Source organism: Methanocaldococcus villosus KIN24-T80 (assembly GCF_000371805.1).
Lineage (GTDB): Archaea > AGJL01 > Methanococci > Methanococcales > Methanocaldococcaceae > Methanocaldococcus > Methanocaldococcus villosus.
Genome location: NZ_AQUK01000001.1, coordinates 616,183 through 632,682 on the forward strand (window position 1 = coordinate 616,183; position 16,500 = coordinate 632,682).

Annotated in this window: 18 protein-coding genes; 10 read left to right on the forward strand and 8 right to left on the reverse strand. The window is 29.2% G+C overall.

Going from position 1 to position 16,500, the window contains the following annotated elements; translation table 11 throughout:
* Positions 1–18 precede the first annotated feature (18 nt).
* Together METVI_RS0103590 and METVI_RS0103595 are read right to left on the reverse strand one after the other, a co-directional pair.
* Positions 19–747 carry a KaiC domain-containing protein gene (locus METVI_RS0103590; protein ID WP_004593908.1) on the reverse strand — a complete coding sequence of 243 codons (729 nt, stop codon included), beginning with the start codon at positions 745–747 and terminating at the stop codon, positions 19–21.
* Positions 748–757: 10 nt separating this feature from the next.
* A complete protein-coding gene (locus METVI_RS0103595; RefSeq protein ID WP_004593906.1) occupies positions 758–1,054 on the reverse strand; it encodes a hypothetical protein in 297 nt (98 codons plus the stop codon).
* Positions 1,055–1,126: 72 nt separating this feature from the next.
* Here METVI_RS0103595 and METVI_RS0103600 point away from each other — a divergent pair, with 72 nt between their 5' ends.
* From METVI_RS0103600 to rtcA, 8 genes are all read left to right on the forward strand, one after another.
* Positions 1,127–1,666 carry an MBL fold metallo-hydrolase gene (locus METVI_RS0103600; RefSeq protein WP_004593904.1) on the forward strand — a complete coding sequence of 180 codons (540 nt, stop codon included), beginning with the start codon at positions 1,127–1,129 and terminating at the stop codon, positions 1,664–1,666.
* Between the two features lie 5 nt (positions 1,667–1,671).
* A complete protein-coding gene (gene serB / locus METVI_RS0103605) occupies positions 1,672–2,295 on the forward strand; it encodes a phosphoserine phosphatase SerB (protein ID WP_004593901.1) in 624 nt (207 codons plus the stop codon).
* Positions 2,295–6,689 (forward strand): DNA-directed DNA polymerase II large subunit, encoded by a 4,395-nt coding sequence (locus METVI_RS0103610; protein ID WP_201763969.1) that lies wholly within the window; start codon positions 2,295–2,297, stop codon positions 6,687–6,689. The genes serB and METVI_RS0103610 overlap by 1 nt, the downstream gene beginning before the upstream one ends.
* 96 nt (positions 6,690–6,785) lie before the next feature.
* The gene (locus tag METVI_RS0103615; RefSeq protein ID WP_004593898.1) at positions 6,786–7,055 is read left to right on the forward strand and encodes a 50S ribosomal protein L34e; all 270 of its coding nucleotides are present in this window, start codon (positions 6,786–6,788) and stop codon (positions 7,053–7,055) included.
* Between the two features lie 9 nt (positions 7,056–7,064).
* The gene (cmk, locus tag METVI_RS0103620) at positions 7,065–7,598 is read left to right on the forward strand and encodes a (d)CMP kinase (RefSeq protein ID WP_004593896.1); all 534 of its coding nucleotides are present in this window, start codon (positions 7,065–7,067) and stop codon (positions 7,596–7,598) included.
* A gap of 5 nt (positions 7,599–7,603) precedes the next feature.
* Positions 7,604–7,846 (forward strand): 50S ribosomal protein L14e, encoded by a 243-nt coding sequence (locus tag METVI_RS0103625; RefSeq protein WP_004593894.1) that lies wholly within the window; start codon positions 7,604–7,606, stop codon positions 7,844–7,846.
* Positions 7,847–7,874: 28 nt separating this feature from the next.
* Positions 7,875–9,050: a TIGR00375 family protein gene (locus METVI_RS0103630; RefSeq protein ID WP_017981040.1), complete on the forward strand. Its 1,176-nt coding sequence runs from the start codon at positions 7,875–7,877 to the stop codon at positions 9,048–9,050.
* Positions 9,047–10,039: an RNA 3'-terminal phosphate cyclase gene (gene rtcA, locus METVI_RS0103635; protein ID WP_026152880.1), complete on the forward strand. Its 993-nt coding sequence runs from the start codon at positions 9,047–9,049 to the stop codon at positions 10,037–10,039. The genes METVI_RS0103630 and rtcA overlap by 4 nt, the downstream gene beginning before the upstream one ends.
* Here rtcA and rbr read toward each other — a convergent pair.
* From rbr to METVI_RS0103660, 5 genes are read right to left on the reverse strand one after another with little or no spacing between them, the layout of a single operon-like run.
* The gene (gene rbr, locus METVI_RS0103640) at positions 10,034–10,603 is read right to left on the reverse strand and encodes a rubrerythrin (RefSeq protein ID WP_004591527.1); all 570 of its coding nucleotides are present in this window, start codon (positions 10,601–10,603) and stop codon (positions 10,034–10,036) included. The genes rtcA and rbr overlap by 6 nt on opposite strands.
* Before the next feature lie 36 nt (positions 10,604–10,639).
* Positions 10,640–11,311 carry a 3,4-dihydroxy-2-butanone-4-phosphate synthase gene (ribB, locus tag METVI_RS0103645; RefSeq protein ID WP_004591529.1) on the reverse strand — a complete coding sequence of 224 codons (672 nt, stop codon included), beginning with the start codon at positions 11,309–11,311 and terminating at the stop codon, positions 10,640–10,642.
* Positions 11,308–11,688: a CTP-dependent riboflavin kinase gene (ribK, locus tag METVI_RS0103650; RefSeq protein ID WP_004591531.1), complete on the reverse strand. Its 381-nt coding sequence runs from the start codon at positions 11,686–11,688 to the stop codon at positions 11,308–11,310. The genes ribB and ribK overlap by 4 nt, the downstream gene beginning before the upstream one ends.
* Positions 11,678–12,958 (reverse strand): cation:proton antiporter, encoded by a 1,281-nt coding sequence (locus METVI_RS0103655; protein WP_004591533.1) that lies wholly within the window; start codon positions 12,956–12,958, stop codon positions 11,678–11,680. Before METVI_RS0103655 ends, ribK begins: the two co-directional genes overlap by 11 nt.
* Before the next feature lie 17 nt (positions 12,959–12,975).
* Positions 12,976–13,533 (reverse strand): GMP synthase subunit A, encoded by a 558-nt coding sequence (locus METVI_RS0103660; RefSeq protein WP_004591535.1) that lies wholly within the window; start codon positions 13,531–13,533, stop codon positions 12,976–12,978.
* A gap of 64 nt (positions 13,534–13,597) precedes the next feature.
* Between METVI_RS0103660 and cobI the strand changes: the two genes are divergently transcribed.
* Positions 13,598–14,284, forward strand: a complete 687-nt coding sequence (gene cobI / locus METVI_RS0103665) for a precorrin-2 C(20)-methyltransferase (RefSeq protein WP_004591537.1) — start codon at positions 13,598–13,600, stop codon at positions 14,282–14,284.
* Entirely contained in the window at positions 14,281–15,306 is a 1,026-nt protein-coding gene (locus tag METVI_RS0103670) for a Fic family protein (RefSeq protein ID WP_017981041.1), read from the forward strand. The genes cobI and METVI_RS0103670 overlap by 4 nt, the downstream gene beginning before the upstream one ends.
* Before the next feature lie 530 nt (positions 15,307–15,836).
* On the opposite strand, the gene METVI_RS0103675 is transcribed toward METVI_RS0103670, so the two are convergent.
* Positions 15,837–16,361 carry a hypothetical protein gene (locus METVI_RS0103675; RefSeq protein WP_004592510.1) on the reverse strand — a complete coding sequence of 175 codons (525 nt, stop codon included), beginning with the start codon at positions 16,359–16,361 and terminating at the stop codon, positions 15,837–15,839.
* Positions 16,362–16,500: the final 139 nt, after the last annotated feature.

The following is a 16,500-nucleotide window of genomic DNA, read 5'->3' on the forward strand; positions in this document are numbered from 1 at the left end:
TTCCATCACAAAAAATTTTTATTTGAGTTTGAGAACCTTATCATGGTAAACTATAATTCCATTATCAGTTATTTCAAATGGATGTCTTCTTAATGAATGGCTTGTTCCTCTCATTTTCCAAACAATCAAACTTCTCTTTAGCTCCCCATCAACTTCATCTAAATCTAATCTAATAATCCCATCAACAGCATGTTCTACTCCAGGTCCTCCAAAACCTCTTTCTCCAACAGATATTTGGGATGTAAAGATAGCTGTGCAGCCTAGTCCTGCAATCACTCTCTTTAATAGAAAAACTGTTCTTCTTGCCATCATTGGTTTATTTATATACAATGTTGTAACAGAATCTATCCCTATTCTCTTAGCTGAAATATCATTAATAGCCTGTTTTAAAACATCTATCAATTCTCTTTCATCAGTAGGATCATTAACAACATATCTCTCCCTCTTAGCTGCAGCACCTATACCATAGGTAAAGGCATCAATTATAGCAAATTTTCCTTCTTCCTCTAACTTTTTCACATCCCATCCAAACTGTTTCATATTCTCTCTAACTTGTACTGGATGTTCTTCTAAGGCTATTAGCACAGCAGGTTCATTAAATTCAGTGACACCTTTATATAAAAACTGCTGGCAGAATATAGACTTCCCAGTCCCCGGACCTCCAGAAAGGAGAACTACATTTCTTTCAGGAATACCTCCATGTAATATCTCATCCATTCCAGGAATTCCAGTTTTTACTCTTTTCATAATATCACCTTTATTTTTCTTCTACAAACTCTTTAAACTTGCTCACATCTATTTTCTTATCAGGGATATCATCCACAAACATCAGTGATCCAATAACTTCAATACCACAAATCTTCTCTGGATTTAATACAAGAAACTTTTTTTCATCAATATTCCAAACTAAGATAGCATCCTTTTTTCCAGTCCAAATATATTTGTATAAACTATTCTTTAAATAAATGACTGCATCAATATCAAACTCACCCTCTATATAACTACCATCAAAGAAAATTCTAACATGCAATTTTCCTGTCTTTTTCTTGACCATCATTTCACCACAAATATTAAAATTTTAAAATTAAAAAGTATAAATAGTTTATTAAAAATTATGTGTGAGAATATGATAAAGTTACTTTATAAAGGAGAATTGATTAGAGAAGGAGGAATTATAAAGAAAGCTTCTTCATCATCTACCTTTATCTCTACAGAGAAACATAACATATTAGTTGACACTTCCACTAAGGATAAGCTAAAAATAATATTAAAAAATCTCCCTGTCAAACCTGATGAGATTGATGTTATTATCAACACACATTCTCACTATGATCATGTAGAGAATAATGATTTCTTTAAAGAGGCTACTGTTTATGGCTCTCCAAAAGAAGGAAGTTATTTTGAGGACTATAAAAAATTAAAAGATAAAGAAATAGAAATCATTGAAACTCCTGGGCATACATATGGATCAATATCAGTTATATACAAGGATTATATAATTGTTGGTGATGCATCACCACTTAAAGATAATATATTAAAACTCATTCCTCCAAGGGTAAATGTAGATGAAAATTTAGCCTTAAAGAGCTTGATTAAAATAAGAAAATTGAAGAAAAATGTCATTACAGGACATGATGGGTGTGTGAAATATTCTAATTTTTGGTGAGTATGATGAAAAAGCTTGTTGTGTTTGATTTTGATAGCACACTTATAGAAAATGAAACTATTGATGAACTGGCTAAAGAAGCTAATAAAGAGGAGGAAATTAAAGAAATCACAAAAAAAGCTATGAATGGAGAGATAGATTTTAAAGAAGCTTTAAAAAAGAGAGTTTCTCTTTTAAAGGGATTACCAATAGAAAAAGTAGAAAATGCTATAAATAGGCTTAAGCTAACAAATGGGGCTGAAGAAACAATAAAAGAGCTGAAAAATAGAGGCTATAAAGTGGCTGTTGTAAGTGGTGGTTTTGATATAGCAATAAATAAATTTAAATATCTTGACTTTGATTATATCTTTGCTAATAAGTTAATATTTAAAGATAATAAATTAACTGGAGAGGTTATTGGAAAGGTTTTAGATAACACATCAAAAGGTAAAATTATAGAAGAGGTTGCTAAGAAAGAAAATATTCCTTTAAAAAATATTATAGTTGTTGCTGATGGAGCTAATGATGTCAGTATGTTTGAAAAAGCTGGACTTAAGATAGCTTTTTGTGCAAAACCTATTTTAAAAAAGAAAGCAGATGTGATTATTGAAAAAAGAGATCTTAGAGAAGTTTTAAAATTTATAAAGTGATGACTATGGTAGAATGTTCAGAGAGAATGAAGAAATATTTTGATAATATTGTCAAAGAAGTTGAAAAAATTTACAGAATAGCTGAAGAGTGTAGAAAACTTGGTTTAGATCCTTGTGACTATGTAGAAATTCCATTAGCAACAGACATGGCTGGAAGGGTAGAAGGGTTAGTAGGACCAAAGGGTGTAGCTGAGAGAATTAGAGAGCTTGTTAAAGAGTTTGGAAAAGAAGAAGCTGCATTAAAAATAGCTGAGGAAATAATAGAAGGAAAATTTGGTAAATTTGATAGAGAAAAAGCTGCTGAACAGGCTGTTAGAACTGCTTTAGCTGTATTAACTGAGGGGATTGTAGCTGCACCATTAGAAGGTATTGCAGATGTTAAAATAAAGAAGAATCATGATGGTTCTGAATATTTAGCTATATATTATGCAGGACCAATAAGAAGTTCTGGAGGTACTGCACAAGCTCTATCTGTTTTAGTAGGAGATTTTGTTAGAAAAGCCCTAAAATTAGATAGATATAAACCTACTGAAGATGAAATAGAAAGATATGTAGAGGAAGTTGAATTATATTTATCAGAGGTTGGGTCTTTTCAATATACACCAACAGCAGATGAAATTAGAAAAGCTGTTAGAAACATACCTATAGAAATTACTGGAGAAGCTACTGATGATGTTGAAGTTTCTGGGCATAGGGATTTAGAGAGAGTAGAAACAAATCAACTAAGAGGAGGGGCTTTATTAGTTTTGGTAGAAGGAGTTTTATTAAAAGCTCCAAAACTGCTAAAATATATTGATAAGCTAAATGTTGAAGGATGGGATTGGTTAAAAGAGTTTGTTAATAAAGAAGAAGAAAAAGAGGAAGAAGATGAAGAGGAAATTGAAGATGAAGATATAAATTTAAAATATTGGAGAGATGTCAATATAGAAGCTAATAAAAAGTATATAAGTGAAGTTATAGCAGGTAGACCTGTCTTTTCTCACCCTTCAAGAATTGGAGGATTTAGATTAAGATATGGAAGAGCAAGAAACACAGGTTTTGCAGCTCAGGGGTTTCATCCAGCCCTTATGTATTTAGTTGATGAATTTATAGCCATTGGTACCCAGCTAAAAACTGAAAGGCCGGGAAAGGGAACATGTGCAATGCCTGTTGATAGTATAGAAGGACCAATTGTTAGGTTGAAAAATGGTGATGTTATTAGAGTAGAAACTGTGGAACAAGCTTTGAATGTTAGAGATAAGGTAGATAAGATATTATTTTTAGGAGATGTTTTAGTTAATTATGGTGACTTCTTAGAGAACAACCATCCACTAATTCCAAGCTGTTGGTGTGAAGAGTGGTTTGAAGAGATTTTAAAAAGTAAGGGAATAAAGTATGATAGAGAGTTTATAAAAAATCCAAAGCCTGAAGATGCTGTAAAATTTGCTTTAGAAACTAAAACTCCTTTACATCCAAGATTTACATATAGATGGCATGATGTTAGTAAAGAAGACATAATAAAGCTAAGAAAATGGTTATTAAAAGGAGAAGAGGGCTATTATAAAAATGAGAAAGTTTGGATTGTAGAAAAATCTAAGGAAAAAGAAATATTGGAGAATATAGGATGTCCTCATTTGGTAAGAGATAATAAGATTATTATAAGAGAATATTACCCACTACTCTACAGCTTAGGTTATGATGTTGAAAATAAAAGAGATCTTTTTAATGAAGATGATGTAAAAAATGCTAAAAATTCTATGCATTTAATTAATATAATGGCCCCTTTTGAAGTTAGAAGAAACACTTATGTCTATGTAGGAGCAAGAATGGGTAGGCCAGAAAAAGCTGCTCCTAGAAAAATGAAACCTCCAGTAAATGGTCTATTTCCAATAGGTAATGCTGGGGGGTTAGTAAGGTTAATAAATAAAGCTGTTGAGGAGAATAACACTGACAGTATAGAGGTGTCATATGGTATTTGTAAGTGTGGTAAGATATCATTATATAGAGTCTGCCCATACTGTGGTAGAAGAGTAGAGCTCAATAGATATGGAAAAATTGTAGCTCCTTTAAAAGATTATTGGTTCATGGCATTAAAAAGATTAAAAATAAATAAACCTGGAGATGTTAAATGTATTAAAGGAATGACATCTAAAAAGAAGATTGTTGAGCCATTAGAAAAAGCTATATTAAGAGCTATGCATGAAGTTTATGTATTTAAAGATGGAACAGCAAGATTTGATACTACAGATGTTCCAATAACACACTTTAAACCTAAAGAAATTAATGTAAGTGTAGAAAAATTGAAAGAATTGGGGTATGATAGAGATATTTATGGAAATCCTTTAACAAGTGAAGACCAAATATTAGAGTTGAAACCTCAAGATATTATTATCCCAGAAGCATGTGCTGAATATTTTGTAAGAGTGGCCAATTTTATAGATGATCTATTAGAAAAGTTTTATAATAAAGAGAGGTTCTACAATATTAAGAAAAAAGAAGATTTAATAGGCCATTTAGTTATTGGATTAGCTCCACACACATCAGCAGGGATGGTTGGAAGGATTATTGGATATGTTAAAGCTAATGTTTGTTATGCTCATCCATATTTCCATGCTGCTAAAAGAAGAAATTGCTTTACAAAAGATACAAGGGTGTTAGTTAATATAGATGGGGATGTAAAGAGAGTTACATTTGAGGAATTGTATAATTTATTTGAAGATGAGAGTTATGAAAATTTTGCATATATAAGGAAAAAACCTAAAAAAGATATAAAAGTTTATTCATTTGATATAAAAAATAAAAAGGTAGTTTTAACTGAAATAGAGGAAGTTATAAAAGCAAAATCCCCAAATCACTTATTAAAATTTATACTAGAAACTGGAAGAGAGTTTGTAACTACACATGATCATCCAGTTTTAGTTTATAAAGATAATAAATTTGTTGAAAAAAAGGCTATAGAGGTAGAAGAAGGAGATCTTATATTAATACCTAAAATAGAATTTCAAGAAGATGATATTAAGGAAATTGATTTATTAGAAAAATTATTAAAAGAGGAGTTTAAAGATTTATGGGAAATGGTAGAGATTGAAGGATTAGAGAAGTGGTTGAATATAAATAAAAAGAAAATCTCTTTAAGTGAGCTTTTAAAGATATTGTCAGACTATAATTTATCAATCGCAGATGTTCCAAAAGATTGTTATCTAATAATTAAAGATGAGAAGATTAAGAGAGTTGTAGATATAGAATCATTACTAAAAATAATAGGCCATATAGTTAAAGGAGATAAATCAAATCTTATATTAAGAAGATTGTTTAAAATTGAAGAAGGTAGGATTCCATCATTTATATTTAAATTACCAAAAGAAAGAATAAAATTGTTTATATCTACACTATTTTCTAATGGAAGAATTAAATGTAAAAATAAGATGTTATTAGAAGATATTGATTTATTATTAAATAGATTAGGTATAATAAGCTCTTGGGAGGATGGAGAGCTTATATTAACAGATAAAGTAAAAAAGCTGAATTTTGGATGGGTTTTGGCTGTTAAGAAAATTGAACCAATAGTTTCTGAAAATGAATATATATATTCATTAAATGCTAAAGAACATCACAATATTATAATAAATTCAAATATAAATGTACATCAATGTGATGGGGATGAAGATTCACTATTCCTACTTTTAGATGCCTTCTTAAACTTTTCAAAACTATTCTTACCAGATAAAAGAGGAGGGCAGATGGATGCTCCATTAGTTTTAACAACTATATTAGACCCAAAAGAGGTTGATGGTGAAGTTCATAATATGGATGTAATGTGGAGGTATCCATTAGAGTTTTATGAAAGAACACTAAATATGCCTTCTCCAAAAGAGTTAAGAGACATTATGGAAGTTGTTGAAGATAGATTAGGTAAGCCTGAGCAATATGAGAATTTAGGATACACACATGAAACATCATCTATTGACTTAGGGCCAAAGTTGTGTGCATACAAAACATTAAACACTATGCTGGAGAAAACAGAGTCACAGTTAAAAGTTGCTGAGAAAATTAGAGCTACTGATGAAAGAGATGTAGCTGAAAAGGTTATTCAATCACACTTTATACCTGATTTAATTGGAAACTTAAGGGCATTTTCAAGACAGGGTGTTAGATGCAAGTGTGGGGCGAAATTTAGAAGAGTGCCCTTAAGAGGAAAATGTCCAAAGTGTGGATCAAACTTAATATTAACAGTATCAAAAGGAGCTGTTGAAAAATATATGGATGTAGCTGAAAAAATGGCTGAGAAGTATAATGTTAATAACTACATAAAGCAGAGGCTAAAACTTATTAGAGAAGGGATTAAATCAATATTTGAAAATGACAAGAATAAGCAGATAAAGTTAATAGATTTCTTTAACAATTATAAAAAATAACCAAAAGATTTAAATAAGGATTATAATATTATCATAATAAATCCCATAACACGCCCTCTATTTTTAAACACAAATTAATATTATTAAGGTGAAATTATGCCAGCTCCAAGATATAGGTCAAGATCTTATAGAAGAGTTTATAAAAGAACTCCAGGAGGTAGGTTAGTCATACACTACAAAAGAAAAAAACCTAATAAACCAAAATGTGCTTTATGTGGAGCAGAATTACATGGAGTTCCAAGAGGAAGACCTGTAGAGATTAGAAAATTGCCAAAATCACAGAGAAGACCTGAAAGACCTTATGGTGGGTATCTCTGCCCAAAATGTTTAAGAAGGTTAATGATTGAAAAAGCTAGAAAATTGTAAGGGGATATTTTGATAATAACTATTGGAGGGTTGCCAGGGACGGGGACAACTACCATTGCTAAAAAAATAGCTGAAAAATACCATCTTAAATATGTCTGTGCAGGGTTAATATTTAGAGAGATGGCAAAAGAAAAGGGTATGAGTTTAGAAGAATTCAGCAAATATGCAGAAAAACATAGAGAAGTTGATGAAGAAATTGATAGAAGACAGGTAGAATTAGCTAAGCAAGGAAATGTTATTTTAGAAGGGAGATTAGCTGCATGGATGTTGATAAGGAATAATATAAAACCTGATCTAACTATCTGGTTCAAAGCCCCTATAGAGGTTAGAGCTCAAAGAATTAGTGAAAGAGAAAATATAGACTATGAAACAGCTTTAAAAAATATGATTGAAAGAGAAAAGAGTGAGAAAAAAAGATATAAAGAGATATATAATATAGATTTGGATGACCTATCTATATATGATTTAATATTAGACACATCTAAATGGAATGTTGAAGGAGTTTTTAATATTGTTTCTGAAGCTATAAACAATTTGAGGTGATGTTAATGGCAGCTATAGAGGTAGGTAGAGTTTGCCTAAAAACAGCAGGTAGAGAAGCTGGTAAGATTTGTGTAATAGTAGATATCTTAGATAAGAACTTTGTTGTTGTAGATGGGATGGTTAAGAGAAGAAGATGTAATATAAAACATTTAGAACCTACAGAAAAGAAAGTAGATATCAAACCAGGAGCTACCACTGAAGAAGTCAAAATGGCATTAGAAGCTGCTGGATTGTTAAAAGAGTTATAAACTTTCTTTTTTTCTTTTTGGTGAGATATTGATAGTTAATGTAGATCTCCATATACACTCAAAATATTCTGGAGGAACTTCAAAAGATATGGATATTAAAAATATTTTAAAATATAGTAAATTAAAGGGTTTAGATATAGTAGGCACAGGAGACTGTTTACAAAAAGATTATTTAGAGGAGATTAAAGAATTTAAAGATAGAGAATTAATATTAACTACTGAAGTTGAAGATAAAGATAGAGTCCATCACCTTATTATACTTCCATCAATAGAAAAGGCTGAAGAATTAAGAGAAAATTTTAAAAAGTATAGTAAAAATTTAAATGAAGGTAGACCAAAAGTGTTTTTGTCTGGAGCAGAGATATTAGAGATGGTTAGAGATGTTGATGGGTTAATAGGCCCAGCCCATGCTTTTACTCCTTGGACATCTCTATATAAGAGCTTTGATTCTATATACCAATGTTATGAAAAAAAGCCAGATTTTGTAGAGCTTGGATTATCTGCTGATACTGACATGGCAGATAGTATAAAAGAGCTTAGGGAGTTTCCTTTTTTAACAAACTCTGATGCTCATAGTTACTATCCTCACAGATTGGGGAGGGAGTTTAACCAGTTTGAGATTGACAGTGTTGGAGGGTTAGAAGAAAATTTTGAGGAAATTGAGGAGGCTATAAAGAAAAATAAAATTGTGGCTAATTATGGATTAGATCCAAGATTAGGGAAGTATCATTTAACAGCATGTTCTAAATGCCATACTAGATTTAAATTAGAAGATGCTAAAAAATACAATTGGAGATGCCCTAAATGTAAAGGAATTATTAAAAAAGGTGTTTTAAGTAGAGTTGAGGAGTTAAGTGATGGTAGAGTTGAACATCCTCCTTTTAGGCCTCCATATTATAAAATTATTCCATTAGCTGAAATTATCAGTTTAACATATAATAAAAATGTTTTTAGTAAATTTGTTCAAAATCTTTGGGAGAGATTTATAAGATCATTTAAAAATGAGATAGAAGTTCTAATAAATAGAGATATTGATGAATTGTCAAAGATTGATGAGAAGGTTGCTAAAACAATAGAACTATTTAGGGAAAATAAAATATACATATATCCAGGTGGTGGAGGAGAATATGGAAAGATATCATTTGTTCCTCAAAAAGTCAATTATTATAAAGAAGAGATAACTTTGGATAGGTGGTTATCATAATTATTATTGATGGTTCATATTTAGAGGGTGGAGGGCAGATATTAAGGACATCTATAGCACTCTCATCTTTATTAAACAAACCAGTAAAAATAATAAACATTAGGAAAAAGAGAAAAAATAAAGGATTGGCAAAACAGCATTTGGCATGCATAAAGGCAATGAAAAAACTATGTAATGCTGAAGTTGAAGGGCTATATCTAGGTTCTGAAGAAGTTACATTTATCCCTTCAAAACTTTCTCCAAAGGATTTTACTATTAATATAGGTTCAGCAGGGAGTGTAACATTAGTAATACAAACTCTATTACCATTAGCTTTGGGAATAAATAAAAAATTTACAGTTAAGATTATTGGAGGTACTGATGTTAAATATGCTCCTACAGTTGATTATATGAAGTACATAACATTAAAGATTTTAGAAAATTATGGAATAAAATCTGAATTAAGATTAATTAGAAGAGGATTTTATCCTGAAGGAGGGGGAGAGGTTATATTTACGCTATTTCCTTCTAAAATAAAAATGTTTGATTTAGTTGAACACTCTGGTAGTAGAGAGGTTTTTGGAATAGCTTACGTGCAAAATTTAAAAGAAGAAATTGCAAGAAGAATGAGAAAAAGAGCAGTTGATTTATTAAATAAATATGGTTTTCAACCAAATATAAAAGTAGAAGTTTCTAAAGGAATATCTACAGGAGCAGGGATATTCTTGTCTAATGATACAATTGGTTCTTCATATTTAGGGGAAAAAGGACTTAGAGCAGAAATAGTTGCTGAAAGAGCTACTGAAAATTTATTAAAGGAGAGAAAATTGGCTTTAGACAGATATATGGGCGATCAAATAATACCATTTTTAGCTTTTGGTAAAGGAAAGGTAGGAGTTTCAGAAATAACAAACCATACAAAAACAAACATTTGGGTAGTTAAACACTTTTTAGATGTGGAATTTGATATAAAAGAGTATAAAGAAGGGTACATTATAGAAGCTTTATAAGCTTAATAGATCCCTTGATACATAGTATCCTCTATCATGCTTACATGATGGACATTTCTCTGGGGGTTCATAACCATGATGGACATATCCACATTCTAAACAAACCCATTCTACCTCTTTATCTCTTTTAAACATAGTCCCATTTTCTATAACAGACAAAATCTTCCTATATCTATCCTCATGATGCTTTTCAGCTATTGAAATAGCATTTAACATTTTTGAGATATCATCAAAGCCCTCTTCTTCAGCAACCTTAGCAAATTCAGGATACATCTTATTATGCTCGTAACTCTCCCCTTCTATTGCAATTTTTAAAACATCTCTTGTATTTCCAAGGGCTATTGGGATCTCAACATTTACAGAAAAGACATCACCATCTCTTAACTCCTGAATGGCTTTATATAGATTTTCTGCATGTTCTTTTTCATTTTCAGCAGTTTCTAAGAATACTTTTGAAACAAATACATAACCTTCTTTCTTAGCTATCTTTGCATAAAAAGTGTATCTATTCCTTGCTACACATTCCCCTATAAAAGCTTTAACTAAATTTTCTAATGTTTTCATGTTCCCACATTTTATTTATATTATTTAACAAATATATTAAGCTTTCTTTTCTAAGTAATAATTAATCAACTCTTCCCCTTCAATAAATATTAAATTATATTTTTCTGCATATCTTTTAGCTTCTGATTTTGACATGGCATAACCATCATCACCTAACATTTCACATATTGTAGCTATTGGTGTTAAGTTAGATAACTCAGCTAATGCAACACTCATTTCAGTATGGCCTTGTCTATTTTTAACAAGCCCTTCAGAAGCTCTTAGTAATATAACATGACCAGGACTTCTAAATTCTTTCCCAAAGTCATTATATCTCTTCTCATTAACCAATTCAACAAGTTTTTTAATAGTAAATGCTCTATCTCTATCAGTTATCCCAGTAAAGGTCTTTCTATGATTTATTGTTATAGAAAAAGAAGATTTCTCATCATATGGAATATCATTTGGATATAGCTCTCTTAATATCCTAAATTTCTCTGAAGCATAAGAGAAAATATCTACCAAATAAGGAAGATCTAAAGATGAGCAGATGTCATGATGGATAGCTGTACAAATTAAACCACCAGCATCTTTTCTCATTCTCCTTATCACTTCAGGGGTTATAAACTGTGAAGCTATAACCATATCAGTTTCTCCTTCTCTATCATCCGCATCATATATCAAAACTATCTCTCCATTTTTAAATGCTTTAATTGCTTTCTCTATCATATTACCACTTCTAAGACATCTCCATCTTTTAAATTATATTTCTCTCTTAACTTTATAGGAGCTATTATCTCTATAACATCTCTCCCATGATCAGTTTTTTTAGGAGATATTATAGCCCCACAAATTACCCCATCTCTCACTTTTATTTTTACAGGCAATAATCTAACTCCAAAATATTTTTTGCCATTCAATATAAAATCTTCTGTTTCTAAATAATTAAAATTTTCTATATTAAAATCCATATTTAACTTTAAATTTAATGTTCCTTCATAAGGTTCAAAGTTTAACAGTTTTCTTATATCTTTTTTATACTTTTTTATTGATAAATAATACCTCCCTTCCCCCTTACCACTTATAATCTTTCCTTTAATGATCATATTTTTTCCCTTTATACTCTCCTATTAACTTTCTAGCTAAAATTCCTGCCCATGAGGCTTCTAATATAACACTCAGCAGTATTGTTAAAAAAGTTCCAATTATTATCATTCCAGAAAAGTCTTTTGGTGAAATATGTGTTATAACATATTTTGGTAGTTTATCAGCATGTTTCAATATCATTACTCCCACAGTTGCAGCTAATGCAGCAGGCACTACTCCTCTTGGTCCTTCTAAAGCAAAATATAGGCATTTCTTAAATGATATATTTGAACCTAATAAACCAATAAACACTCCTAAAGGTCTTGCAATAAATATTGAAACTAAAGCCACTATTGTTCCAGGAATTAAGTATTTTATTAACATTTCCATATTAATACATGCTCCTAAAAATACAAATATGAATATTCTTGCCAATAAAGAGAGATCATTAGAGAAATTTACAATATATTCATAATTTTTATGTTTATCTCCCATAAGCTTATACAACTCATTTCCCAAATATAGAGCCATTACAGCTATAGCCATATATCCACTGTAACCATAATTAATATACTTTGGAATTAGATGTTCTCCTAAATACAGAAGAAGCATAGCCCCTCCTAAAACCAGAGGAGATACATATTCATGAAACTCACAGCGATAGATGATATATTTATATATTTTAGCAAATATCACTCCTGCTATTATAGCCCCAAGAGATAGGGAGAGAAAATAAAGGATTGGATTTTTTACATAAGCTAATCCCAACATTCCAAGAATTGTACTTGTTGCCACTATACCAAGTGGATCATTAAATATACTCTCTGCCTCAAGAGTTATAGCTATTTCAGGATCCACTTTAACTTTTGAAAATACAGGAATAAGAGTGGCTGGATCAGTAGCACAAGTTATAGCTCCAAATAAATATCCTACAGGAGAAGTTATAGGGAGATTTAAAATAAAATTAAAAAATATTCCTGAAATGATTAAAGTTACCATCAATGTTATTGTATCCAACCTAATAACAGTTTTTATAACTTTCTTTAACAGTGATATTCTCATAGTAAAAGCTCCACCTAAAAGAATAAAGACTAATCCAATGGGTCCCACATATTCAAAAATCTCAAGAGCTCCTCCTTGTGGGATAATTTGTAATATAGGCCCTAGTATTAGCCCCAACATTAGTAATAATGGAATGTCAGGAATGTTTAATTTTTCAGAAATCTTTGCCATTATTGAACCTAAAACTAAAGATAATCCTAAGAATCCTATAGCACTCATAAGCTCCATAATGACACCTTCTTTTTTTATTTAATACAAACATCATAAAAATTTTTTAATATTTTATCTCCATATTCAGTGTGTGCTACTTCAGGATGAAATTGAACTCCATATATTGGTTTTCTCTTATGTTTCATAGCCTCTACTTTACATATGTCAGAGTGTGCTAAAATAACAAAATCTTCAGGTAGTTTTTTTACTTCATCTTTATGAGAAGCCCAAGCATTAAACTTTTTTGGAATGTTTTTAAAAATATCATCTTCATCATCTACATATATCTCTGTTAATGCATACTCCTCTTTTTCAGCTCTTCCTACTTCTCCACCATATGCTAGAGCAATTAACTGATGTCCTAAACAAATACCTAATATAGGTTTATCTACTTTTAAAGCTACTTCAATACAATTCTTAGCTCTTTCTAAACTAGGTCCTCCTGAAAAAATAACTCCATAAGCATTCTCTATTTCATTAAACATCTCTTCTAAATTCTCATTAGGAATAATTTTTGAGGGAATATTTAAGTATTTTAAGCTTCTATATATTCTATGAACATACTGCCCTCCATTGTTTATTATAACTATCATCCCTTCACCCTTATATACTCTTAGTGAAATTTTTATTTAATTAAGTTTTTAGAGGTTATTAGTCATGCCATTAAAAAAAGTTTATGGTGTTGGTGTAGGGCCTGGAGATAGAGAGTTAATAACATTAAAGGCTTTAAGAGTTTTAAAAGAAGTTAATAAAGTTTTTGTTCCTATATCAAAGTTAGGTAGAAGGTCTTTAGCTTATGAAATAATAAAAGATTTCATTAAAGATAAGCATATTGAAGAGCTATTATTTCCAATGGTAAAAGATAAAAATAAATTAAAATCTTATTGGGATGAGGCATTAAGGAAAATATTAAAAGAGGATGGTGAAGTAGCAATAGTAACTATTGGAGATCCCACACTTTATAGCACATTCTCATATTTATGGAAATTGTTAAAAGAGAATGGGGTTGAAGTAGAGGTAATTAATGGAGTGTCATCAATATTTGCATCAGCAAAAGCTTTAAATATGCCTTTAGTAGAAGGAGATGAAAAGCTCTGTATCTTACCACAAGGAAAGGATCTATATAAATATATTGATGAATTTGATACTATAATAGTTATGAAAACCAAAAATTTAAAAGAATGTCTAAAGGATATTATGAATAGGGATGATATATTAATTGGATTAGTTAAAAAAGCTTCTTTTAATGATGAAAAAGTATTTTTTGGAAAAATAAAAGATGCAAAATTTGAAGAATTCAATGATTATCTATCAATGGCAATTATAAAAAAGGTTAAAGAATGAGATTAATAAAATACTTTCCAGAAGAATTTAAAAATGGATTATATTTAATTCCTACAGATAAGGATAATATTTCAGAGGAAAATAAGATTTTAATAGGTGACAGTGTAATAATTAAAGTATTCTCTACACCAAATGTGAAAAAAACTCTTTCAAAAATTCTTTATATAATAAAAGATAAATATTATCTTTTTAAAGATATTAATAAAGCTGTATGGCTAAAAAATTTCTTGAATTATGTTAATAAGAAGATATATTTTGATAATTATTATAGAGCAAAAAAAGCTTGGTTTAGATTAATAAAAGATTTATTTAAAGATCTAGAAAAAGATTTTAATAGATTTATGGGCAAATTTATAAATATTCTAAAAGTTTTAAATCCAATTCTTGTATTTGGTTTGCATGATATTAGAAAATGGAATTATAAAAAAGGATTTATCAATTTTATAAAATATTTAAGAAAACATAACATATCAATAGTTTTAAGATATCCATTAGAAGCTCATGGGTTAATAAAATCTCTGTTTCCAGAAGCTATTTTAAATGTAGATGTAGCTATAAGATATTTTGCTAAAATTCATGGGTATTATATAAGTAAAAAGGTAGCAAGATATTTATTAGAAATAACTAATGGAAATTTGGAGATGGTTTATATCATATTAAAACATAGCAAAAGAGAAATTAGAAATTTGAGGGAGCTAAAAATACCTTGGCTAAAAATTTTGCCATATATAGTTGATTCGAAATATCGAAAATTGGTAGAGGTTATTATTGAAGTAAGAAGTTTTAAAATAGAAGATATTATCAATAAAGTAGATTATAGTTTATCAACAATTTACAGATATTTAAATGACCTTGTAGATTTAGGTATATTGTCAAAAGTAAGATATAAAAGATATGTTAGATTTAGATTAAAAATTAAAAAAGAAAAAATATTAGAATTGATTAAAAATTACAGTTTTGAAAATTGGTTTTCTATTTTTTTAATGGAATGTTTCCCCATAGATGTTTCTAAATTTCGGTAAATATATTAATAAAAATTTTTAATGTTTTATTAAAAATTATGAGTAGTGTATGGTTGTGACAATTCAAGTTTTTATGATTTTACATACAAATAATAAAATAAGAAATTTAGTATAAAAATAAATTTCTTAAAAGATTTTCGAATTTTCGAAGTGCATATATGTATAACCTTCACACCCCTATACCCACATAGAACAAAATTAAAATTATCACAATACTATATTATTTTTTTGATCTATAAAAGAAAAACAAAATTGTTAATTTATAAATTATAAAAAATAAAATCATTTATAATAAAAATAAAAAAATAATTGTTAAATATATGTTATTTTAAAAAATAAAAAATAAAAAATTCTTATTTTCACATAAAAACAATGAAATTTTTAATAAAACATAAAATAAGTTATAAAATTCTTTAAATTAGTTTTGTGATAATCACAACTATCTAAAATTCATTATTGTTTGGGGAAAAGCTATACATATATGCACTTCGAAAATTCGAAATTTTTAAATTTGAATCTATTAATGGATTTTAGTCATCTTTGATCTTCTCATATAATTTTTTGAGGTATTCTATATGTTTACAGTTCTTAGATTGACAAGGCACACACCACCATTCTCCAAAAGTATTTCTAAAAACTTTCCCTATAAGCTCTCCATTGCTATCATAGAAGTAAAATGTATAACCTCCAAGAAAATCCTTTTCCCACTTAATACTAAAACCAACTTTACTTAATGGATAGTGTTTCAGTGTGAATTTCTTTTTTGACAATATTTCGAAAACATTCGAAAAACTCAAATCGAATATTTCTGCCGCCATTCTCTTTAATTTAGCTATTCCTACTTTTGTCAGGTTATAATAAACCCTATGACCTAACCTTTTCCTTTCCATAAACCCAAGAGCAGAGCATAACCTTAAAAAAGAGCATGCTAAACCTTTTGATATATTTAAATCTTCTGATAACTTTTGCGGAAATGTACTTCCTGTTATTAACATATAGTGTAAAATGGCTTTTCTATATATAGTTGATACAATTTCTTTAGGTAGATATTCCATTTAATATCACCAATTTTTATTTTATTTGACATTATTATTTAAAATTTTCTATTATTTCAATTATCATTTGAAAACTATTATAAATAAGTTTAGATTCATTTTATAATTGATAAATTTATTAACTTGGATGAGTATTACT